This window comes from Pseudomonas sp. NPDC089752, from assembly GCF_044748725.1.
Taxonomy (GTDB): Bacteria; Pseudomonadota; Gammaproteobacteria; order Pseudomonadales; family Pseudomonadaceae; genus Aquipseudomonas.
This window is the reverse complement of record NZ_JBIVGP010000017.1, coordinates 19,241-41,157: the sequence shown is the minus strand read 5'-3', so window position 1 is coordinate 41,157 and position 21,917 is coordinate 19,241. Positions and strand designations below refer to the sequence as shown.

The window sequence follows — 21,917 nt, the reverse complement described above, 5'->3', positions numbered from 1 at the left end:
CGCCGACAAAGCCTCCGTCTCTCGGTAATTTCTTCCCTCGCCCGTCCGTTCCCCTCTGTACATCCGGCCGCCGAATGCTGCCCGCCGACCTTGCGCGGGGCAACCGGCCCGACTTATCCAGACACTGGCAGGAACACCCCATGACGGACGCCTTCGAACTCCCGCTCTCGCTGGTCCAGGCCCTCGCGCAACGCGCCGCGCAGACCCCGGACCGCATCGCCTTGCGCTTCTTGGCCGATGCCCCAGGCGAGCAGGCCGTGCTCAGCTATCGCGACCTGGACCTGCGCGCGCGCACCATCGCCGCCGCCTTGCAGAGCCGCGCCGCGTTCGGTGACCGTGCCGTGCTGCTGTTCCCCAGTGGTCCGGATTACGTGGCGGCGTTCTTTGGTTGCCTGTACGCCGGGGTGATCGCCGTGCCGGCCTATCCGCCGGAGTCCTCGCGCCAGCATCACCAGGAGCGTCTGCTGTCGATCATCGACGACGCCGAGCCGCGCCTGTTGCTGACTGTGGCAGCGCTACATGACGGTTTGCAGGGCCTGCCAGCCCTGGCCGCCGACAACGCCCCCGAACTGCTGGCGGTGGATGGCCTGGACCCGGCGTTGGCGAGTGCCTGGCGCGAACCTGCGCTGGCTGGCGACGACATCGCCTTCCTCCAGTACACCTCTGGTTCCACCGCGCTGCCCAAGGGCGTGCAGGTCAGCCACGGCAACCTGGTGGCCAACGAGCAACTGATCCGCCAGGGGTTTGGCATCGACCTCAACCCCGACGATGTGATCGTCAGCTGGTTGCCGCTGTACCACGACATGGGCCTGATCGGCGGGCTGCTGCAGCCGATCTTCAGCGGCGTGCCGTGCGTGCTGATGTCGCCTGGCTACTTCCTAGCCCGGCCGCAGCGCTGGTTGCAGGCGATCAGTGAGTACGGCGGCACCATCAGCGGCGGGCCGGACTTCGCCTACCGACTGTGCAGCGAGCGGGTCAGCGAAGCGGCCCTGGCCAGCCTCGACCTTAGCCGTTGGCGCGTGGCTTATTCGGGCTCCGAGCCGATCCGCCAGGACAGCTTGGACACCTTCGCCGGAAAATTTGCCGCTTGCGGCTTCACCCCGAGCAGCTTCTTCGCCAGCTATGGCCTGGCCGAAGCCACCCTGTTCGTCAGCGGCAGCCGTCGTGGCCAGGGCATCGGCGCGCTGGAAATCGACGCCGAGGCGTTTGCCGCCAATCGCGCCGAAACCGGCAAGGGCAGCGTGCTGATGAGCTGCGGCTACCCGCAGCCCGGCCATGCGGTGCGCATCGTCGAGCCGCAGCGACTGGAAGTGCTGGATGACAACCTGGTCGGTGAGATCTGGGCCGGTGGCCCGAGCATCGCCCTGGGTTACTGGCGCAACCCCGAAGCCAGTGCCCGCACCTTCGTCGAAATGGACGGCCAGACCTGGCTGCGTACCGGCGACCTGGGCTTCATGCGCGACGGCGAAGTGTTCGTCACCGGGCGCCTGAAGGACATGCTCATCGTGCGCGGTCAGAACCTGTACCCGCAGGACCTGGAAAAAACCCTGGAGCGTGAAGTCGACGTGCTGCGCAAGGGCCGTGTCGCGGTGTTCGCCGTCGACGACCAGGGCGAGGAGGGCATCGGCGTGGCGGTGGAAGTCAGCCGCAACGTGCAGAAGGCGGTGAAGCCCGAGGCGCTGATCAAGACCCTGCGCCAGGTCATCGCCGACGCCTGCCGCCAGGCACCGGCCGTGGTCCTGCTGCTCAACCCGGGCGCGCTGCCCAAGACCTCCAGCGGCAAGCTGCAGCGCTCGGCGTGCCGCCTGCGCATGAATGATGGCAGCCTGGACTGCTATGCGCGCTTCCCGAGCGCTGCCGAGCCGACCGAGACGGCTGCAGCCGCTGATGGCCTGCAGGCCCGCATCGCCGGCATCTGGTGCGAGATCCTCAAGGCCGAGTCGGTCGCCGCCGACGACCATTTCCTGCTGTTGGGCGGCAACTCCATCGCCGCCACCCAGGTCACCGCGCGCCTTGCCGATGAGCTGGGTATCGCGCTGAACCTGCGCACCTTGTTCGAAGCACCGACCCTGTCCGATTACAGCGCTGCGGTGGCGGCAATCATTGCCAAGGGCGGTGGCGAAACGGCAGCCATCGCCACCCTCGACCGTGGTCAGGCCCTGCCGCAGTCGCTGGCGCAGAACCGCCTGTGGCTGCTGTGGCAACTGGAGCCGCAATCGGCGGCCTACAACATTCCTGCCGGCCTGCATCTGCGCGGCGAGCTGGACCAGGCCGCGCTGGAAGCCGCGTTCCAGGCCCTGGTGGCGCGCCATGAGGCACTGCGCACGGTGTTCAGCGAAGCAGACGGCCAGGCCCTGCAACGCATCCTGCCCGAGCAGGCTTTCAATCTGCAGCGCCTCGACCTGCAAGGGTTGTCGGCCAGCGAAGTGGCCGAGCGCCGCGAAGCCGAAGCCCAGCAACCGTTCGATCTGACCCAAGGGCCGCTGCTGCGCGTGACCCTGGCGCAGCTGGACGATGAAGATCATCAGCTGTGGGTGACCTTGCATCACATCGTCGCCGATGGCTGGTCGCTGAATATCCTGCTCGACGAATTCGCCAAACTCTATGCTGCCCGTTGCCAGGGCCTGGAAGCCTCGCTGACGGCGCTGCCGCTGGGTTATGCCGACTATGGCATCTGGCAGCGCCATTGGCTGGCCGAAGGCGAAAGCGCACGACAGCTGGACTACTGGAAGACCCAGCTGGGCGATAGCCTGCCGGTGCTCGACCTGCATCCGGACCATCCCCGTTCCAGCCAGCAGTCGAACCGCGCCGCACGCCTGAACGTGAAAGTGCCAGCCCCGCTCAGCGAGGCTCTCAAAGGCCTGGCCCGCGATCAGCAAGCCAGCCTGTTCATGGTCCTGCTGGCCGCCTGGCAAGGCCTGCTGCACCGCTACACCGGCCAGGGCGACATCCGCGTCGGCGTGCCTAACGCCAACCGCCCGCGCCAGGAAACCCAGGGCATGGTCGGCTTCTTCATCAACACCCAGGTGCTGCGCGCGCAACTGGATGGCCGCCTGCCATTCAGCGCACTGCTGGCCCAGGTGCGCCAGGCCACACTCGACGCCCAGGCCCATCAGGACCTGCCGTTCGAGCAACTGCTCGAAGCGCTGCCCGAGGCCCGCGAGCAAGGCCTGTTCCAGGTCATGTTCAACCACCAGCAGCGCGACCTCTCGGCGCTGCGCCGGCTGCCAGGCCTGCTGGCCGAAGAGCTGCCGTGGCACAGCCGCGAAGCCAAGTTCGACCTGCAACTGCACAGTGAAGAAGACCACCAGGGTCGCCTCAGCCTGGCCTTCGATTATGCCGCCGAACTGTTTGCCGAGGGCACCGTCAAGCGCCTGTCCCAGCACCTGCTGGCGCTGCTCGAACAGGTGAGCGCGCAACCGCAGTTGGCCCTGGGCGATGTCGACTTGCTGAGCGAGCGAGGCCGTCAGCAGCTGTTGGCCTGGGGCCAGGCACCGACGCCGGTACCTCAGCGTCTGGTGGTCGAACAGCTCAACGAACAAGCGCGCCTGACCCCCGAGCGCACTGCGCTGGCCTGGGAAGGCGACAGCCTTGACTACGCCGAACTGCACCAGCAGGCCAACCGTCTGGCCCATTACCTGCGCGACAAGGGCGTTGGCCCCGACACCTGCGTGGCCATCGCCGTCGAGCGCTCACCGCAACTGCTGGTCGGCCTGCTGGCCATCCTCAAGGCCGGTGGCGCCTACGTGCCGCTGGACGTCGACTACCCGGCCGAACGCCTGGCCTACATGCTGCGCGATTGCCAGGCCAGCCTGTTGCTGAGCAACAGCGGCATGCTTGCCAGCTTGCCGCAGGTCGACGGCGTCAGCGCCATCGCCCTCGACCAGTTGCACCTGGACAGCTGGCCAAGCCAAGCGCCGGGCCTGCACCTGCACGGCGACAACCTGGCCTACGTGATCTACACCTCCGGTTCCACCGGCCAGCCCAAAGGCGTGGGCAATACCCACGCGGCGCTGGCCGAGCGCCTGCAATGGATGCAGGCCACCTACGCGCTGGATGACAGCGACGTGCTGATGCAGAAGGCGCCGATCAGTTTCGACGTGTCGGTGTGGGAGTGCTTCTGGCCGCTGATCACCGGCTGCAAACTGGTGCTCGCAGGCCCCGGTGAGCACCGCGACCCGCAGCGCATCGCCGCGCTGGTGCAGCAGCATCAGGTCACCACGCTGCACTTCGTGCCTCCGCTGTTGCAGGTGTTCGTGCAAGAGCCGCTGGCCGCCGGTTGCACCAGCCTGCGCCGGTTGTTCTCCGGCGGCGAAGCGCTGTCGGCGAACCTGCGTGACCGCGTGTTGCAGTTGCTGCCGCAGGTGCAGCTGCACAACCGCTATGGCCCGACCGAAACCGCCATCAACGTGACCCACTGGCATTGCCAGGCCGACGACGGCCAGCGCTCGCCCATCGGTCGCCCGCTGGGCAACGTGATCTGCCGCGTGCTGGATGCCGACCTGCAACTGGCGGCGCCAGGCGTGCCGGGTGAGTTGTATCTCGGTGGCGCGGGCCTGGCCCGAGGCTACCTCGGCCGCCCAGGCCTGACCGCCGAGCGCTTCGTGCCCCAGGCCGATGGCAACGGCGAGCGCCTGTACCGCAGTGGCGACCGTGCCCGCTGGCAGGCTGAGGCCCTGGAATACCTAGGCCGTCTCGATCAGCAGGTGAAGGTCCGAGGTTTCCGCGTCGAGCCTGAGGAAGTCCAGGCCTGCCTGCTCAGTCAGCCGGGTGTCGAACAGGCGCTGGTGCTGATCCATCAGGACGCCGTCGGCGCGCAGCTGGTCGGCTACTACAGCGGCCCGGCTCAGGCCGACGCGCTGCTGGCCAACCTGGCCGAGCGCCTGCCGGCCTACATGGTGCCGGCGCAGTTGATCGCGCTGGAGCACATGCCGTTGGGCCCAAGCGGCAAGGTCGATCGCAAGGCCCTGCCGGCACCGGTCTGGCAGCAACGTGAACATGTCGAACCGCAATCGGCGCTTGAACAGCAGGTCGCGGCGATCTGGCGCGAAGTGCTCAACCTGCCGCGCATCGGCCTGCACGACGACTTCTTCGCCCTCGGTGGCCACTCGCTGCTGGCCACCCAGATCGTCTCGCGCACCCGCCAGGCCTGCGACGTCGAACTGCCGCTGAAAGCCCTGTTCGAGGCCAGCGAACTGGGCGCCTTCTGCGCCGAGATCGCTCGCATCCGCGATGCCGGCCAGCGCAACCAGCAAGGCGAGATCGCCCGCGTCGACCGCCGCCAGGCCGTGCCGCTGTCGTACTCGCAGCAGCGCATGTGGTTCCTCTGGCAGATGGAACCGGACAGCCCGGCCTACAACGTCGGCGGCATGGCGCGCCTGCGCGGCACGCTGCATGTGGATGCCTTCGAACGCGCGCTGCAGGCGCTGATCGTGCGCCACGAAACCCTGCGCACCACGTTCCCCGCCATCGATGGCGTGGCCTACCAGTGCGTGGCCGAGCACAGCGCCGTGAAGCTCGACTGGCAAGACTTCAGCAACCTGCCAGCCGCCACTCGCCAGCAGCGCCTGCAGCAGCTGGCCGATGAACAGGCGCACCAGCCCTTCGACCTGGAGCGCGGTCCACTGCTGCGCGCCTGCCTGGTCAAGGCCGAGGAGCGCGAGCATTACTTCGTGCTGACCTTGCACCACATCGTCACCGAAGGCTGGGCCATGGACATCTTTGCCCGCGAACTGGGCGAGCTGTACGAAGCCTTCGTCGACGAGCGCGAATCGCCACTGGAACCGTTGCCGGTGCAGTACCTGGACTACAGCGTGTGGCAGCGCCAATGGCTGGAAAGCGGCGAGGGCGCACGTCAGCTGGCCTATTGGAAAGCCCGCCTGGGCGATGAGCATCCGGTGATGGCACTGCCCGCCGACCGCCCACGCCCGGCGGTGCAGAGCCACCGTGGCGAGCTGTACCGCTTCGACCTCGACCCGGCGCTGGTCGCCCGCGTGCATGCGTTCAACAGCCAGCGCGGCCTGACCCTGTTCATGACCATGACCGCCACCCTGGCCGCCTTGCTGCACCGCTACAGCGGCCAACGCGACCTGCGCATCGGCGCGCCGGTGGCCAACCGCATCCGCCCGGAAAGCGAAGGGCTGATCGGCGCCTTCCTCAACACCCAGGTGCTGCGTTGCGAGCTGGACGGGCAGATGACTGTCGGCGCCTTGCTCGACCAGGTGCGCCAGGCCGCGATCGAAGGCCAGTCGCACCAGGACCTGCCGTTCGACCAGCTGGTCGAAGCCCTGCAGCCACCGCGCAGCAGTGCCTACAACCCGCTGTTCCAGGTGATGTGCAATGTGCAGCGCTGGGCCTTCCAGCAAAGCCGCGACCTGGCCGGCATGCAGGTGGATTACCTGGTCAACGACGCCAGCGCCACCAAGTTCGACCTGTACCTGGAGGTCACCGACCTCGATGGCCGCCTGGGTTGCTGCCTGACCTACAGCCGCGACCTGTTCGACGAGCCGCGCATCGCACGCATGGCAGAACACTGGCAGCAGCTGCTGATTGGCCTGCTCGATAACCCCGAGCAGCGCCTGTGCGAACTGCCGATGCTGGCCGACGCCGAACAGCAAGTGATGATCGGCCAGCTGCAAGGCGAACATCACTACGGCCTCGACCAGACCCTACACGGCCTGTTCGCCGCCCAGGCCGCGCGCACGCCGCAGGCCGGTGCGCTGACCTTCGCCGGCCAGCACCTGAGCTATGCCGAACTCGACCAGCAGGCCAACCGCCTGGCCCGTGCCCTGCGCGAGCGCGGTGTCGGCCCGCAAGTGCGCGTGGGCCTGGCCCTGGAGCGTTCGCTGGAGATGGTCGTCGGCCTGCTGGCCATCCTCAAGGCCGGCGGCGCCTACGTGCCGCTCGACCCGGAATACCCGCTCGACCGCCTGCGCTACATGATCGAGGACAGCCGCATCGGCCTGTTGCTGAGCCAGCGCGCGCTGCTCGAAACCCTTGGTGAGTTGCCAGACGGCGTCGCCAGCTGGAGCCTGGAGGACGATGCCGCGAGCCTGTCCGCCTACAGCGATGCGCCGCTGGACAACCTCAACCTGCCGCAACACCCGGCCTACCTGATCTACACCTCCGGCTCCACCGGCAAGCCCAAAGGCGTGGTGGTCAGCCACGGTGAAATCGCCATGCATTGCCAGGCGGTGATCGACGCCTTCGGCATGCGCAGCGACGACTGCGAACTGCACTTCTATTCGATCAACTTCGACGCCGCCAGCGAACGCCTGCTGGTGCCACTGCTGTGCGGCGCCCGCGTGGTGCTGCGTGCCCAGGGCCAATGGGGCGCCGAAGAGATCTGCCAGCTGGTGCGCGAGCAGAAAGTCAGCGTCCTTGGCTTCACCCCAAGCTACGGCAGCCAGCTGGCCCAATATCTGGCCGGGCAGGGCGAGCAACTGCCGGTGCGCCTGGTGATCACCGGCGGCGAAGCGCTGACCGGCGAGCACCTGACGCGCATCCGCCAGGCCTTCGTCCCGCAGCAGTTCATCAACGCCTACGGCCCGACCGAAACCGTGGTGATGCCGCTGGCCTGCGTGGCGCCCGACACACTGCCCGCCGACGCCGGCAGCGTGCCGATCGGCCGGGTGATCGGCGCCCGCAGCGCTTACATCCTCGACGAGGACCTGGCATTGCTGCCGCAAGGTGGCATCGGTGAGCTGTACGTCGGCGGTGCCGGCCTGGCCCAGGGCTACCACGACCGCCCCGGCCTCAGTGCCGAGCGCTTCGTCGCCGACCCGTTCAGCCATGACGGCGGGCGCCTGTATCGCACCGGCGACCTGGTGCGCCTGCGCGCCGACGGCCTGGTGGAGTACATCGGCCGTGCCGACCAGCAGGTGAAGATCCGCGGCTTCCGCATCGAGCTCGGCGAAATCGAAAGCCGCCTGCAGGAACATGCCGATGTCGACGAGGCGGTAGTACTCGCCCTCGACCTGCCGGGTGGCAAGCAACTGGTGGGCTACCTGGTGTGCAAGCAGGCCGGCGCCGACAGCGAGGCCCAGACCCAGCTGCGCGAAGCGGTCAAGGCCGATGCCCGCCAGCACCTGCCGGACTACATGGTGCCGGCGCACCTGGTGCTGCTCGACAGCCTGCCGTTGATGGGCAACGGCAAGCTCGACCGCCGCGCCTTGCCGATGCCTGACCTGGAACAGGCGCGCCAGCACTATCAGGCGCCGGCCAACGAGCTGGAGGAACAACTGGCGCAGATCTGGCGTGAGGTGCTCAACGTCTCCCGCGTGGGCGTGCAGGACAACTTCTTCGAACTGGGCGGCGACTCGATCCTGTCCATCCAGGTGGTCAGCCGCGCCCGCCAGCTGGGCCTGCAGTTCACCCCGCGTGACCTGTTCCAGCACCAGACCATCCAGACCCTCGCCGCCGTGGTCACCCGCAGCGAGGCGCCGAGCAGCATCGAGCAGGCGCAACGCCAGGGACGCAGCGCCCTGACGCCGATTCAGCACTGGTTCTTCGACAGTGACGTGGCCCAGCCGCAGCACTGGAACCAGGCGGTATTGCTCGAAGCCCGCCAGCCGCTGGACAGCGCTCTGCTGGAGCGCGCTCTGGATGCACTGGTGGAACACCACGACAGCCTGCGCCTGCGCTTCACCCAGGCCAATGGCCGCTGGCAGGGCGACTTCGCCGCATCGACCGGCGAGCAACTGCTGTGGACCGCCACGGTGGCCGACCTCGACGACTGCCAGGCGCTGTACACCGACGTGCAACGCAGCCTGGACCTGGAACAGGGGCCGCTGCTGAGGGCCTTGCTGGTCAGTGACGGGCAGGGCGCCCAGCGCCTGCTGCTGGCGATCCACCATCTGGTGGTCGACGGCGTGTCCTGGCGCGTGCTGCTCGAAGACCTGCAAGCCCTCTACCGTGGCCAGCCGCTGGCGGCCAAAACCCACGCCATGGCCGATTGGGCCGCGCGCCTGGCCAGCTACGCCGGCAGCGATTCGCTGCGCGATGAGCTGGACTGGTGGCAAGGCCAGTTGGGCGATGTGCGCCATGAACTGCCGTGCGATCACCCTCAGGGCGGCAACCTGCACCGGCATGCCGACACCCTGGCCATCGGCCTGGATGTCGAGCAGACCCGCCAGCTGCTGCAACAGGCCCCGGCGGCCTACCACACCCAGGTCAACGACCTGCTGCTGACCGCCCTGGCGCGCACCTTGTGCCGCTGGACTGGAGACGACGAGGTACTCGTTCAGCTCGAAGGCCATGGCCGCGACGGCCTGTTCGAAGACATGGACCTGACCCGCAGCGTCGGCTGGTTCACCAACGCCTACCCTCTGCGCCTGAACCCGCAGGCAGGTGAGGGCGACAGCGCCCGCGCCACCTCGATCAAGCGCATCAAGGAACAGCTGCGTCAGGTGCCGCACAAAGGTCAGGGCTATGGCGTGCTGCGCTACCTGGCCGACGACGCCGGGCGTGAACGCATGGCTGCGCTGCCCCAGGCACGCATCACCTTCAACTACCTGGGCCAGTTCGACCAGCAGTTCGACGCCGCGGCGCTGTTCCAGCCGCTGGACGCCCCGGCGGGCCTGGCCCACGACCTGGATGCGCCGCTGCCCAACTGGCTCAGCGTCGACGGCCAGGTTTACGGCGGTGCCCTGCAACTGCGCTGGACCTACAGCCGCGAGCGTTTCGACGAACAGACCATCGCCAACCTGGCCGAGGCCTATCGTCAGGAACTGCTGGCCCTGGTCGGCCACTGCCTGGCCGAGGGCAACGGCAGCTTCACGCCCTCTGACTTCCCGCTGGCGCACCTGACCCAGGAGCAGATCGACGCGCTGCCGATCCCGGCCGCGCAGATCGAGGACGTCTACCCGCTGACCCCGATGCAGGAGGGCCTGCTGCTGCATACCCTGCTGGAACCGGGCACCGGCATCTACTACATGCAGGACCGCTACCGCATCAACAGCGCCCTCGACCCGCAGCGCTTCGCCCAGGCCTGGCAGGCCGTGGTAGCGCGCCACGAGGCGCTGCGCGCATCGTTCAGCTGGAGCGCCGGCGAAGCGATGCTGCAGATCATCCACAAACCGGGCAACACGCCGGTGGATTACCAGGACTGGCGCGGCCTCGATGAGGCTACCCAGGAGCAGCGCCTGCAAGCCCTGCACAAGCAGGAGCGCGAAGCGGGCTTCGAACTGCTGCGCGAGGCGCCGTTCCACCTGCGCCTGGTGCGCGTGGACGACGAGCGCTACTGGTTCATGATGAGCAACCACCACATCCTCATCGATGCCTGGTGCCGTTCGCTGCTGATGAACGACTTCTTCGAGCTCTACCAGGCCCTCGGCGAAGGCCGCCAGGCCCAGCTGCCGGTGCCGCCGCGCTACCGCGACTACATCGGCTGGCTGCAGCGCCAGGACCTCGACGAAGCACGTGGCTGGTGGCAGGCCAACCTGGCCGGCTTCGAACACGCCACGGCGATCCCCAGCGACCGCCCGCTGCGCAATGATCACGCCGGTGACGGCATGGTCGTCGGCGACTGCTACACCCGCCTCGACGTCAGCGACGGCGTGCGCCTGCGCGAACTGGCCCAGGCCCACCAGCTGACCATCAACACCTTCGCCCAGGCGGCCTGGGCGCTGGTGCTGGCCCGCTATAGCGGCGAGCGCGATGTGGCCTTCGGCGTGACCGTGGCGGGGCGCCCGGTGAGCATGCCGCAGATGCAGCGCACCGTCGGCCTGTTCATCAACAGCATCGCCCTGCGCGTGCAACTGCCCGAGCCGGGCCAACGCCGCAGCGTGCGCCAGTGGCTGCAAGGCCTGCTGGAACGCAACATGGAGCTGCGCGAGTACGAATACCTGCCGTTGGTGACCATCCAGGAATGCAGCGAGCTGCCCAAGGGCCAGCCACTGTTCAACAGCCTGTTCGTGTTCGAGAACGCCCCGGTGGAAACCGCCGTGCTCGACCACGCCCAGCACCTGAATGCCAGCTCCGACTCGGGCCGTACCCACACCAACTTCCCGTTGACCGCCGTGTGCTACCCGGGCGACGACCTGGGCCTGCACCTGTCGTTCGACCAGCGCTACTTCGACTACGCAACCGTCGAACGCCTGCTGGCCGAGTTCAAGCGCCTGCTGCTGGCGCTGGTGCAAGGCTTGGAGGGCGAGGTCAGCGAACTGCCGCTGCTGGGTGAGGACGAACAGCGCTTCCTGCTCGACGACTGCAACCGCACCGAACACGCCTATGCCCTGGAGCAGAGCTATGTGGCGCAGTTCGAGGCACAGGTCGCCGCGCACCCTGAGCGCACCGTGGCCCGTTGCCTGGAAGCTAGTTACGACTACGCCGGCCTGAATCTTGCGGCCAACCGCCTGGGCCATGCCCTGGTCGCTGCGGGCGTGACCCTCGATCAACCGGTGGCGTTGCTGGCCGAGCGCGGCCTGCCGCTGCTGGGCATGATCGTCGGCAGCTTCAAGGCCGGTGCCGGTTACCTGCCGCTGGACCCAGGCCTGCCGTCGGCGCGTCTGCAGCGCATCGTCGAACTCAGCCGCACGCCGGTGCTGGTGTGCAGCGCGGCCTGTGCCGAGCAGGCGCGCCTGCTGCTGGATGAACTGGCCGGCGTCGCCCGTCCGCAGCTGCTGGTCTGGGAAGAGGTGCAGGCGAGCAGTATTGCCAGCCACAACCCAGGCATCCACAGCGGCCCGGACAACCTCGCCTACGTCATCTACACCTCAGGCTCCACCGGCTTGCCGAAGGGCGTGATGGTCGTGCAGCGCGGCATGCTCAACAATCAGCTGAGCAAGGTGCCGTACCTGGCGTTGAGCGAGCACGATGTGATCGCCCAGACCGCCTCGCAGAGCTTCGACATCTCGGTCTGGCAGTTCCTCGCCGCGCCGCTGTTCGGCGCCAAGGTCGAGATCGTGCCCAACACCATCGCCCACGATCCGCAGGGCCTGCTGGCCCATGTGCAGGCCACCGGCATCACCGTGCTGGAAAGCGTGCCCTCGCTGATCCAGGGCATGCTGGCCAACGATCACCAGGCGCTGGACGGCCTGCGCTGGATGCTGCCGACTGGCGAAGCCATGCCGCCAGAGCTGGCCGCGCAATGGCTGCAGCGTTACCCGGACATCGGCCTGGTCAACGCTTATGGCCCGGCGGAATGCTCCGATGACGTGGCGTTCTTCCGCGTCGACCTGGCCTCGACCCAGGGCAGCTATCTGCCCATCGGTACACCCACCGACAACAACCGCCTGTATCTCTATGGCGAGGATCAAACCCTGGTGCCGTTGGGCGCGGTGGGCGAGCTGTGTGTGGCCGGTACCGGCGTGGGTCGTGGCTATGTCGGCGACCCAGTGCGCACTGCCCTGGCCTTCATCCCGCACCCGCACGGCGCATCGGGCGAACGCCTGTACCGCACCGGCGACCTGGCGCGGCAACGGCCGGATGGCGTGCTCGAATATGTCGGGCGCATCGACCACCAAGTGAAGATCCGCGGCTACCGCATCGAGCTGGGCGAAATCGAAGCCCGCCTGCACGAGCAGGCCGAGATCCGCGATGCCGCTGTTGGCGTGCAGGACGGCGTCAACGGCAAGCACCTGGTCGGCTATCTGGTGGCCCACCAGAGCATCAGCGCCGACGCTGCGCTGCTGGAGCAGGTCAAACAACGCCTGCGCGCCGAATTGCCGGAGTACATGGTGCCGCTCCACTGGGGCTGGTTCGACAAGCTGCCGCACAACGCCAACGGCAAGCTCGACCGCAAGGCCCTGCCAGCCATCGACATCGGCGGCCAGCACAGCCAGGTTTACCTGGCTCCGCGTGACGAGCTGGAAGAGGTACTCGCCGGTATCTGGGCCGACGTGCTCAAGGCCGAGCGGGTAGGGGTGCATGACAACTTCTTCGAACTGGGCGGGCATTCGCTGTTGGCTACGCAGATTGCCTCGCGGGTGCAGAAACAGTTGCAGCTCAATGTGCCGCTGCGGGCGATGTTCGAGTGCAGTACGGTCGAGGAGTTGGCTGAGTATGTGCGCGGGTTGCAGGACAGTGCGCTGGATGAGGGCAAGGTGGATCGGTTGAGTGATCTGATGGCGGAGTTGGAGGGGCTTTGAGGGACGAAGGGGCGCTATGCGCCCCTTTTCGCCAGTGAAGTGTCACATCGAGGCATTGATGAATGCTTCGTCAAGCGAAGCCGCACGGTGACGTGCCATGAACTCCTTTCCATTGTTGAATGCTTCCAAACGACATTTGGCAAGCATGTAGAAACGGTCACAGTTGTTGGTGATTTCCTCGGTGTAATGTGAGGAAATCAACACGCTCGCGCCTTCTTTACACGCGTTTTTGATGCCGAGCCATATGTAATGACGGAATTCTGGGTCCACACCAGCTGTGGGTTCGTCCAGAATGATCAAGTCACTATTCAAAAGCAGTAGTGTGAGTGTGAAGAAACTGCGAATTTCTCCATAACTGCAGGTGGAGGATTTTTTACGGGATATATCGTCGTATCGACTAGCTAGGGATGGCGACCATTGGTGTAATTTCGAGAGCATTGTGGTGTGGCAAGGGATGTTGTTTGCATTGAGGCTGCTGATTAGATTGCCTACCTCCTTCATTCGTAACAAAGGGGGTGGAGTGATGATCTGAGTAAGGTAAGTCGGCCGCTTTGCGAGGTTTATAATTTTACCGCGTGATGGCGTTTTTATTCCGCTTATCAGATCAAAGAGGGTTGTTTTGCCAGCGCCATTGCAACCCAGTATGCCTATCATTTCACCTTGGTTTGCGTGGAGCGTCAGTTGGTCGATGATCGCTGTGCGGGAGTAACTAAAGCTTAAGCCTTCTATTTGCAGTAAGCGCATCAGTATCGGCTCCAGATTGGTTGTATTCTGAAATAGCGCGCTGTGAGGTAAAGTGCGGCGAATGCAGTCGTCAATGCAGCGAGGAGGCTCTGGGTTGGAATTGATTTTTCAAGAAAGAGCTGAGAGCTGAAGTGCAATGGGTTGTAGTGCGCTAACGTATGCGAAACGCCTTGGCTTTGAAGAGTGCCTGCATATCCCGAAATCAGCATGAGAAATGACATGAGGGAAAATAGTGTGCTGGCAGTGTTGAACTTTATCGGCAACGAAGCGATGCCAAGGCCGATGCATGTAAAGAGGAGGTAGCTGGTGTAGAAGCAGGCTAATAAATGCAGCAATTCGCCTAGTGAATAACTCCCAAAGAAGGGCTTTGTTGCCAGGTAAAATAAGAAGGCATAAAAAAGGCTGATGGCTGAGTAGCTGAGGGTGTGCGCGACTAAGAAGCGTCTTATTGCTGTTCGTTCATAAATGAATGAGCGGATAAAGCCGCTTTCTCTTCTGCCTATCAAGTAAAAACTGAATCCGAAAAAGGCGATGCTCGCTGAGATATATGAATAGAACCACGCGGCCGAGTTGATATAGGGCTGAGGGGGATGGCTCGACTGCGTGGTCATGAGGAATAGTATACAGGGGGCAAGGGCGGACCATAATAGCGCCGTGGGTTCTCGTGAGTGCTCCATTATCAATATTCTGGTGATGATAAGAGTTTTGTGGGCGTCGAGGGTAAGCGGTGTGAGAGCTTGCTTCATGGGAAGGGAACCATATGGGATAATTGGCTTGCAATTATGTTGTGGAGAAAAGGTGCTGAGTAAGTGTTATCGATATTCAAATTATTGGAATTGTTCATGTGAAGAAAAATGTTGGGGGATATGTACTTGCATAGATAAAGGCAGGCGTCTCTGGGGTGCGCGGGTGCAAGGTAGAGATAACCATTGAGATCGAGGTCCCTGATGGCGTGCAGGAGATTTCGTAAAGTCAGGTGCGCTTCACTGTGCTTGGCTTGAATAGGTGGTGATGCCGTGCAGGATAGAATGCTCTGATAAGTTCGGTAATCATTGCAGGCCAAGAAATGGGTTAGATAAGGATCCTGGGAGTTGCGGCTCATATCTTTTGTTTGGTCAAGTGCTTGCATGAAGCGAAACGTCTGCCATAATTCGATCAATGCCTTTTCCAAAGCTAAACGTCGCGTATCGGCATAGGCCATTCCGGCGCAGTATTTCACTTCCGCTTCAAGATTTTGATTTCCATAGCAAAGAAGTATGCAGCTGCCGGGAAAGCGATTATCAGTCAGGTCTAGTGCACATAGATCTCCGGAGTTCATGAGCTCTGTGAATAGTCTCAAACATGCGCTTCCGAGTAATAATATGCATGCTTCAGGGTATCCAATTTTACCGGTGCAAGTTTTGGTAAGCCAGAACCGAAGAAGGAATTGTCTTTCCAGGTTTTCTTTCAGTGCGCCCTGTACTGCACGTTCAACACTGAAGTGCGCACTGCACCCGCAGGTGTCTCTCATTGGATAAAAACGATTATCGATTGGGTTTCTGCATTCCGCAATAGAAATACAAGCGGTCGGTATATTGCATTGTGTGAAGTCGGTAACTCTATAAGCATTCGTGCGGTCAAAGGAATGCAAGTGTAAGGGGATGCCAATATCTGTTGCGGAGGTCTGAGAGAATGCTTTTGCAAATTCCTCGTATTCTTTAGGCGTTAAACTATTGTCAAGTTTGTTGTTGTCATGCACAGGAACGTCAAGGTAAAAATGTTTTCGTTCAAAATGCTCCCCTAATGCAGGTTGCATTACATCTGCGGACCAGCCACTGCTTGAGCCGTAGGTGCGCCAGCGGCTACCGCACTCCACGCTGTGGGGCATATGATTGACTGCGTGAGGTCGGAGCAATAGAAAATCGGCAGCGCTCATCTGATGTATTTCATTATAATGGTTCATTGTTCTACCCGATCAATTGAATGCACGCGGGAAGGAAAAGTGTTGGATTGAGATTGAGGTGTTTGGTTATCTGGTGGTCGGTGAATCCAGACCAGGGTCTACTATCAAGGTTAAGCTCTTTGCATCGAAGATCTATAAGCATGTACATTGAGCCTGCCTCCATTAAGCTGAGTCGGTAACCTCTGTGTCGGTACTTAAAAAGTGCCTTGGGTAGATAGATGCAGAAAATTAATGCTAGGGAGGGTGAGCCAATACAATCGTTTAGCGGGGTGATGGTTTGAGATAGAAGTTGATGGTTGATGTCAGGGCTGTGACATTCGAAGGTTTTGGACGATGCCAGTAAATGTAAAACGTTGCTATTGGTTGGCCATCCTTCAATTTTATTGCTCAGATTTATACAGAAGACTTCAATCGGATAGAGTGCGCCGCCGCTCGGATAGCCTCGCTTATACGTCGATCCTGTTTTGACCAGTAGCGGAGCGAGAAGCGACTGAATAGTATTGAAATGCAAAGGCCGCTCGGTAAACCGCTCGCAAGAATTATTTCTGTTCAGGAAGTGGTCTGGCGCAAGGGGGGCGAGTTTGAGTAGTGAGTGACAATTTTTGTTGAGAAGCGTGTTGAGTTGAAGTTCTTTTCCGGCCAGTGCGTCGAGTTCATTCGATGGTATTTGGTGCAAAGCGCTCACGTGCTGCGTAGCTTTGTGGATGATGTAGTTGCCCTTGGCATGAAATGCCAAGGTTTCATCGATGACGTCGGTAGCGCTGAATTTTAAATACTGGTCGTGACTTGTAATCATGGCTTGGGTCCTCGGCATTGGCAAAGGGGCCAGTGGACGCTGATGTCTTCAGAAATATATCCTGTGTCGAGGTTTATTGTTTTTGATAGCAATACCTGGTCTTGTGTGAGTTTGCGGGTCGGTGCTTGGGTAAGTTTTTTTGAGAACGATATGATAAGGCCGAGTATTAGGCTTTTTTGCAGTTCATCGATTTGTGCGCAGGGGAGATCTAAATGGTTTTCGCGGCAAAAGGTCCAAATTTTACTCCAGTGATGCTGGCTGGTCCTTAGGGTTTCGTAGTGTGCTATGCGATCAAGTGTGCAGAAGGCGCATGGATTTCCAATCGATGGTAAGTAAGCTTCCGTCAAGTGAAAATAATTATTGCTGACGAGTCCAATGCTAATCGCGCCTTCGGGGTTAACGTTTGCCAAGTCGAAATACATCGATCTGAGCGCTGCTGGGCGAAGTTTAGTGAAGGCCAGTATGAACAGGGTTGGAATGATAGCTTGCTGTGCTACGTACGCTGTAATTTTTTTGAGCTCTATACTTCCATTGGTTTTTGCATTGATATATTTTTCTAGCTCTTTGGAGATGTCAAAGTCATGGTAAATGATCGTATGTTCTAGATAGGGTGGTGCTGCTTCTTCTCCGATTATTGATAGGGCTTGTAGAAATTCGATAGAACGTTCTGGTTGAAGGTTTTCTTCAGTCAAGATGGTGTCTAATGCATCATGGGTAATATACTTTGAGCGCGTTTTCTCAATACGCTTAAGGGCTCTGGTTAGTTTGGGTTCGGTAATTTTTGTAAAACCACTTGCTGAAAATATTGTGGGCTCATCTTCAAAATTTAGTATTTCGTAGTTGTAGATTCTCAGTGTTTTCATAGTGCACCCGCCACAAAGCTGCGGGCGCGAACGATAAGATCGCCTGCCGCGCCCGCGCGTTCTAGTTAGAGGATTGTTTTGTCGTGAGTGTCGATAGCATTTCCACCGCTTCCGCCAGAGCCACCGCTGCCGCCACTACAGCCACCGCCGCCTCCACAACCGCCACTCCCGCCACAGCCACCTGCGCCACCGGAGCCTCCAAAGAACTCAGCCTCCATTTCGCAATTGTGGTCGGATGTTAGTTTCATAAGGTTGGTGCCAAATTGCGTTTCCATAATGTCTCCTTATTTTTGTTGTTGCCCGAAGGGTGCGGGCATGTAGAGGTGTAGAAGCGCGGAGGACTTATGTCAATGATCGATGTATTGAGCAAGTGATTGCTGTGCTTTGGATTGTTTGTAATGAGAGGTAGATGTGAGAATGCTCTTAAGTTTTTTCCTACATGTGACTCATTTTTTCGCTGTTAGCTTTTTTGTTTCTTGAGTTGTTGTAGGGGGATTCTGAATGGCGCGTGCGATAAGTTATTTGTCTGCAGGTGATGTTTGGTCTGAGTCAAGCGTTACTAATTGTGTCGCGCAGTTATGCTCGCGCGTTCGACATTCGCTTGAATGTCGAGTCGTAAGCATTTACCGGATTGAATTTGGCAGGAGCAGATGCGCTACGTTGCAGGCCACGCAGATTGCCTCGCGGGTGCAGAAACAGTTGCAGCTCAATGTGCCGCTGCGGGCGATGTTCGAGTGCAGTACGGTCGAGGAGTTGGCTGAGTATGTGCGCGGGTTGCAGGGCAGTGCGCTGGATGAGGGCAAGGTGGATCGGTTGAGTGATCTGATGGCGGAGTTGGAGGGGCTTTGAGGGGTATGGGGGTGTTTTTGCGCCCCTTGTCGCATGTCGATGTTGTTGCAGAGTCTGTGAGATCGAGCGCCGCCCGCGCGGCGCATCGCGAGCAACGCTCGCTCCTACGTCTGTTTACGGCCAGTTTTGCCTGTGGGATTAGCGCGCGACCGCCCTGATGCTTGACGCGATATCGAGTAATGCAAACAAGGCGTTCGCGCGCGCCTGTCGCTGAAGTTACTGGCCGTAAACAAACGTAGGAGCGAGCGTTGCTCGCGATGCGCCGCGCGGGCGGCGCTCGATCTCACAGGCGCTAAAGAAACCAAGGCATGCACCTTAACGCTTACCAAGAATCCTCCCCAACATCTCCGGCCGCGGAGCCCCTTGCTGGCTCTGCAGATTCCCCTGCTCATCCTGATAGAAAATCGCCGGAGTAGCCTGTAACCCCATTTCTTCCATCAGCGCCAGGTTCCCGTCCAGCTTCTGCTGCACCGCCTCGGGCACCTTGTCCAACGCCTTCAAGCTGCTCGCCTTGCCGGCCTTCTCATGCTGCTCCAACGCCTTGGCAGGATCCTTGGCCGCCAGCAACGCCGCCGACTTACCCGGGCTGTCTTCGCGAATGATCCCAACCATGATATGCCGCAACTGCACCTTGCCCGACTCCACCCAAGGCCGCGCCTGTTGCCAGAACATGTTGCAGTACGGGCAATTCGGGTCGCTGAACAGGTACACCTTGCGCGGGGCATCGGCCTTGCCGTCGGCGATCCAACTGGTCTTTTCCAGTTTGGCCCAGATGGCCTTGGACATCGGGCCATACACCAGCTTTTCCAGTGGCTCGGCGCTCAGGTCCTTGCCTTGTTCGTCGAACAGGCTGCCGACCAGCACGTGCTTGCCGTCGGGCGTGAGGTAAAAGGCGATGCCGTTGTTCTGGTACTCGGCGGCATAGCCGCGCAGGCCGTTGGGCGCATCGAAACTGCCCTTGATCACGGCGCCCTTGGCTTGCAGTTGCTGGATCGCCTTGGGCAGTTCTTCGGCCTGCACCAGTGGGGCGGCCAGCAGGGCCAGGGACAGGGGAAGCAGGGCAGTCAGTCGCATGTCAGTTTCCTTGTGCGGCAGGGGCGGGCGCGGTGGCCCGGTCGAAAGGTTCCAGGGCATGGCGCAGGCTGGCCCGGGACAGCTCGCCCAGGTGGCTGCCGATCAGCCGCCCGTTGGCGTCGTAGAACAGAGTTGTGGGCAGGGCCATTGAACCGACCCGCTGGGCCAGCACGCCCGTGCCGTCGAACAGCACGTGGGTCAGGCTCAGGCCGGTGGTGGCGAGGAAGGTGCTGACGTTTTCCGGGGTCTCGCCCTGGTTGACGAACAGGAAGGTCACGTGGGGGTATTCGCCCTGGGCCTGTTGCAGCACCGGCATTTCCCGTCGGCACGGCGGGCACCAGGTAGCCCAGATGTTGATCACCAGCGGTTTGCCACGGTAGCTGTGCAGCGCCACCGATTGCCCGCTGGCATTGCGCAGGCTCAGCTCGGGCAACTCGGTGCCTTTGCTGTACAGGTGGCTGCCCAGGCTGGCCAGGCCCCAGAACAGCGCGCCACTGAAAAGAGCCCAGCCCAGTGGGCGGCGCAACCCAGGGTGGCGCCAGCCTTGCCAGAGGGTGGCAAGGACCATGCCGATCAGCCCCGACCAGAGCAGGAAGCCCCCATCGCGGATGTCGATGATTTGCACCAGGTCGTCGCGGTACATCGGCCAGTAGACCAGCACGAAACCCACGCGGGCGCAGAGCAGGCCGATCAGGAACAGGTTGAACAGCGCCGATTCCGGGCTCTCGCCGCCACGCCTGGCGACCCACCAGCCGACCAGCGTGGCGATGCCCAGGGCAGCCAGCATCAGCAAATGGTTGAGGGCCATGGTCAGCGGCCCCAGGGTTACCGTCAGCATCAACCTTGGCTCCTGGTCTGCGTCCAGTGTTGCAGGAACGCGGCCGCATCCACCTCGCCGGTGATGCGCCGCGCGCGGCGTTCCTCGCCTTCCGGGCCAAGCCAGAGGATGCTCGGCGGGCCGGGGACCTGGTAGCGTTGCAGCAGGGCGTGGCTGGCGGGGGTATCGGCGGTCACGTCCAGGCGCAGCAGGTGCACGCCGGCCAGGCTGGCTTGCACGTCAGGGCGGGCGAACACTTGCTTTTCCATGACTTTGCACGACACGCACCAGTCCGCGTAGTAGTCGACCATCACCCACTGGCCGCGCGCCTTGGCGGTATCCAGCTCACGTTGCAGGTCTTGCGGGGTGCTGACGGTGACGAAGGCGTCTTCTGCGTGCTGCGCGGCGACCGGTGCGTTGCCGCCGGCGAACGGTCGCAGCGGTTGCCACAGGTCATCGCCCCCGGCAGCAGCACCGACCAGCAGCAGGCCACCCCACAACGCACCGAGCAGTGGCACGGCGCGCAAGGCCGGCAAACGCTGCAGGGCCGGCCACATGGCCCAGCCCAGGGCAACCAGCCACGCACCGCTCAAGGCCAGCAGCAATGGAGCGGGCAGCAGGCTGCGCACGGTATACAGGGCCATGGCCAGGAATACGAAGCCGAACACGCCTTTGACCCGATTCATCCAGGCGCCGGGGCGGGGCAGGAAGCGGTTGCCCAATGTCACCAGCAACAGCAGTGGCACGCCCATGCCCAGGCCGAGACTGAACAGTACCAGTGCCCCTTGCAGCACATCGCCGCTTTGCGCGATGAACAGCAACGCGCCGGCCAGCGGCGCGGTCATGCACGGGCCAAGCAGAAGGCCGGACAATGCGCCCAGCAAAGCCGCCCCATAGAGATTGCCGCCTCGGGTGCCTTGCCCGGCGCGGTCCAGGCGATCACGCAGGGCCGCCGGCAGTTGCAGTTCGAAGGCACCGAACATGGGCAACGCCAGCAACACGAACAACGCCGCCAGGCTGCCCAGCAACCAGGGTTGTTGCAGCCAGGCTTGCAGGCTGGCGCCGAGCAGCGCAGCAACCACACCCAGCGCGGCGTACACCAGCGCCATGCTCAGTACATAGACCCCGGCCAGCAGCCAGCCCCGCCGCGCGCTGGCGCCATTGCCGAGCACCAGTCCGGCAAGGATCGGCAGCATCGGCAGCGAGCAGGGGGTGAAGGCCAGCAGCAAGCCAAGGCCGAAGAACGCCAGCAGGCTCCAACCCAGACTGGCGCTTTGCAGGCCACTGGCCAAGGCCTGATCGCTGGCCTGGTCAGCAACCGGTGCGGCGCTGCCGCCCAGGTCGATCACGGTGGTTTGCGGCGGGTAGCACAGCCCGGCATCGGCGCAGCCTTGCCAGCCCAGGCGCAATTGGCCCTGAGCATTGGCCGGCAGCAGCAGTTCAAGCTGGTCGCGATACACCGCACTGTCGCCGAAGAATTCGTCGTGGTGGTTCAGCGCAGGGGGTAGTTGCGGGTGCTGCTCGGCAGGCAGGCCGTCGAATTTCAGGCGCTTCTGATACAGGTAATAGCCCTGCTTGATCTGGAAGAACAGGCGCATCTGCCCATCCGCTTGGCGGTCGTGGGTCAACACGAAGGCTTGGTTCACCGGCAGGAAATCGGGCTTGGTTTCGAACGGGTTGGCTTGTAAGGAGCCGGCCAGCAGGAATGTCAGGAAGAGCAGGAAAACGCGCATGTCTTCGCCTT

Annotated in this window: 9 protein-coding genes and 1 pseudogene; 2 read left to right on the top strand and 8 right to left on the bottom strand. The window is 62.4% G+C overall.

The annotated features are described in order from the left end of the window. The first annotated feature begins 140 nt into the window (after positions 1-140). Positions 141-13,088, top strand: a complete 12,948-nt coding sequence (locus ACIPZF_RS22880; RefSeq protein WP_400803563.1) for a non-ribosomal peptide synthetase — start codon at positions 141-143, stop codon at positions 13,086-13,088. 42 nt (positions 13,089-13,130) lie between these two features. Here ACIPZF_RS22880 and ACIPZF_RS22875 read toward each other — a convergent pair whose 3' ends face one another. The 5 genes from ACIPZF_RS22875 to ACIPZF_RS22855 are packed head-to-tail and all read right to left on the bottom strand — an operon-like array spanning position 13,131 to position 17,433. Beyond that, the gene (locus ACIPZF_RS22875; protein WP_400803560.1) at positions 13,131-13,832 is read right to left on the bottom strand and encodes an ATP-binding cassette domain-containing protein; all 702 of its coding nucleotides are present in this window, start codon (positions 13,830-13,832) and stop codon (positions 13,131-13,133) included. After that, positions 13,832-14,578 carry a hypothetical protein gene (locus ACIPZF_RS22870; protein ID WP_400803558.1) on the bottom strand — a complete coding sequence of 249 codons (747 nt, stop codon included), beginning with the start codon at positions 14,576-14,578 and terminating at the stop codon, positions 13,832-13,834. The genes ACIPZF_RS22875 and ACIPZF_RS22870 overlap by 1 nt, the downstream gene beginning before the upstream one ends. Next, a complete protein-coding gene (locus tag ACIPZF_RS22865) occupies positions 14,575-15,747 on the bottom strand; it encodes a YcaO-like family protein (protein WP_400803555.1) in 1,173 nt (390 codons plus the stop codon). Before ACIPZF_RS22865 ends, ACIPZF_RS22870 begins: the two co-directional genes overlap by 4 nt. Positions 15,748-15,778: 31 nt before the next feature. After that, positions 15,779-16,570, bottom strand: coding sequence for a SagB/ThcOx family dehydrogenase (locus tag ACIPZF_RS22860; RefSeq protein ID WP_400803553.1), 792 nt, complete (start codon positions 16,568-16,570; stop codon positions 15,779-15,781). Then, the gene (locus ACIPZF_RS22855; RefSeq protein ID WP_400803550.1) at positions 16,567-17,433 is read right to left on the bottom strand and encodes an McbB family protein; all 867 of its coding nucleotides are present in this window, start codon (positions 17,431-17,433) and stop codon (positions 16,567-16,569) included. Before ACIPZF_RS22855 ends, ACIPZF_RS22860 begins: the two co-directional genes overlap by 4 nt. Positions 17,434-18,090: 657 nt before the next feature. On the opposite strand from ACIPZF_RS22855, the pseudogene ACIPZF_RS22850 reads away from it, so the two are divergent. Then, positions 18,091-18,282 (top strand): annotated as a pseudogene (locus ACIPZF_RS22850) (phosphopantetheine-binding protein); the annotation flags it as partial. Between the two features lie 315 nt (positions 18,283-18,597). Here the strand turns inward: ACIPZF_RS22850 and dsbG are convergent. Genes dsbG through dsbD form a run of 3 tightly spaced genes read right to left on the bottom strand, consistent with a single transcriptional unit; the run spans position 18,598 to position 21,906 of the window. Further along, positions 18,598-19,356 (bottom strand): thiol:disulfide interchange protein DsbG, encoded by a 759-nt coding sequence (gene dsbG / locus ACIPZF_RS22845; protein WP_400803548.1) that lies wholly within the window; start codon positions 19,354-19,356, stop codon positions 18,598-18,600. A 1-nt stretch (position 19,357) separates the two neighbouring features. Beyond that, the gene (locus ACIPZF_RS22840; RefSeq protein ID WP_400803546.1) at positions 19,358-20,194 is read right to left on the bottom strand and encodes a prolipoprotein diacylglyceryl transferase family protein; all 837 of its coding nucleotides are present in this window, start codon (positions 20,192-20,194) and stop codon (positions 19,358-19,360) included. Further along, entirely contained in the window at positions 20,194-21,906 is a 1,713-nt protein-coding gene (gene dsbD / locus ACIPZF_RS22835; protein WP_400803545.1) for a protein-disulfide reductase DsbD, read from the bottom strand. Before dsbD ends, ACIPZF_RS22840 begins: the two co-directional genes overlap by 1 nt. Between the last annotated feature and the right edge of the window lie 11 nt (positions 21,907-21,917).

What these genes read in the sequence shown, in the direction of transcription:
- ACIPZF_RS22880 (WP_400803563.1), top strand. Translation starts at nt 141, where the DNA reads ATGACGGACGCCTTCGAACTCCCGCTCTCGCTGGTCCAGGCCCTCGCG.
- ACIPZF_RS22875 (WP_400803560.1), bottom strand. Translation starts at nt 13,832, where the DNA reads ATGCGCTTACTGCAAATAGAAGGCTTAAGCTTTAGTTACTCCCGCACA.
- ACIPZF_RS22870 (WP_400803558.1), bottom strand. Translation starts at nt 14,578, where the DNA reads ATGAAGCAAGCTCTCACACCGCTTACCCTCGACGCCCACAAAACTCTT.
- ACIPZF_RS22865 (WP_400803555.1), bottom strand. Translation starts at nt 15,747, where the DNA reads ATGAGCGCTGCCGATTTTCTATTGCTCCGACCTCACGCAGTCAATCAT.
- ACIPZF_RS22860 (WP_400803553.1), bottom strand. Translation starts at nt 16,570, where the DNA reads ATGATTACAAGTCACGACCAGTATTTAAAATTCAGCGCTACCGACGTC.
- ACIPZF_RS22855 (WP_400803550.1), bottom strand. Translation starts at nt 17,433, where the DNA reads ATGAAAACACTGAGAATCTACAACTACGAAATACTAAATTTTGAAGAT.
- dsbG (WP_400803548.1), bottom strand. Translation starts at nt 19,356, where the DNA reads ATGCGACTGACTGCCCTGCTTCCCCTGTCCCTGGCCCTGCTGGCCGCC.
- ACIPZF_RS22840 (WP_400803546.1), bottom strand. Translation starts at nt 20,194, where the DNA reads ATGCTGACGGTAACCCTGGGGCCGCTGACCATGGCCCTCAACCATTTG.
- dsbD (WP_400803545.1), bottom strand. Translation starts at nt 21,906, where the DNA reads ATGCGCGTTTTCCTGCTCTTCCTGACATTCCTGCTGGCCGGCTCCTTA.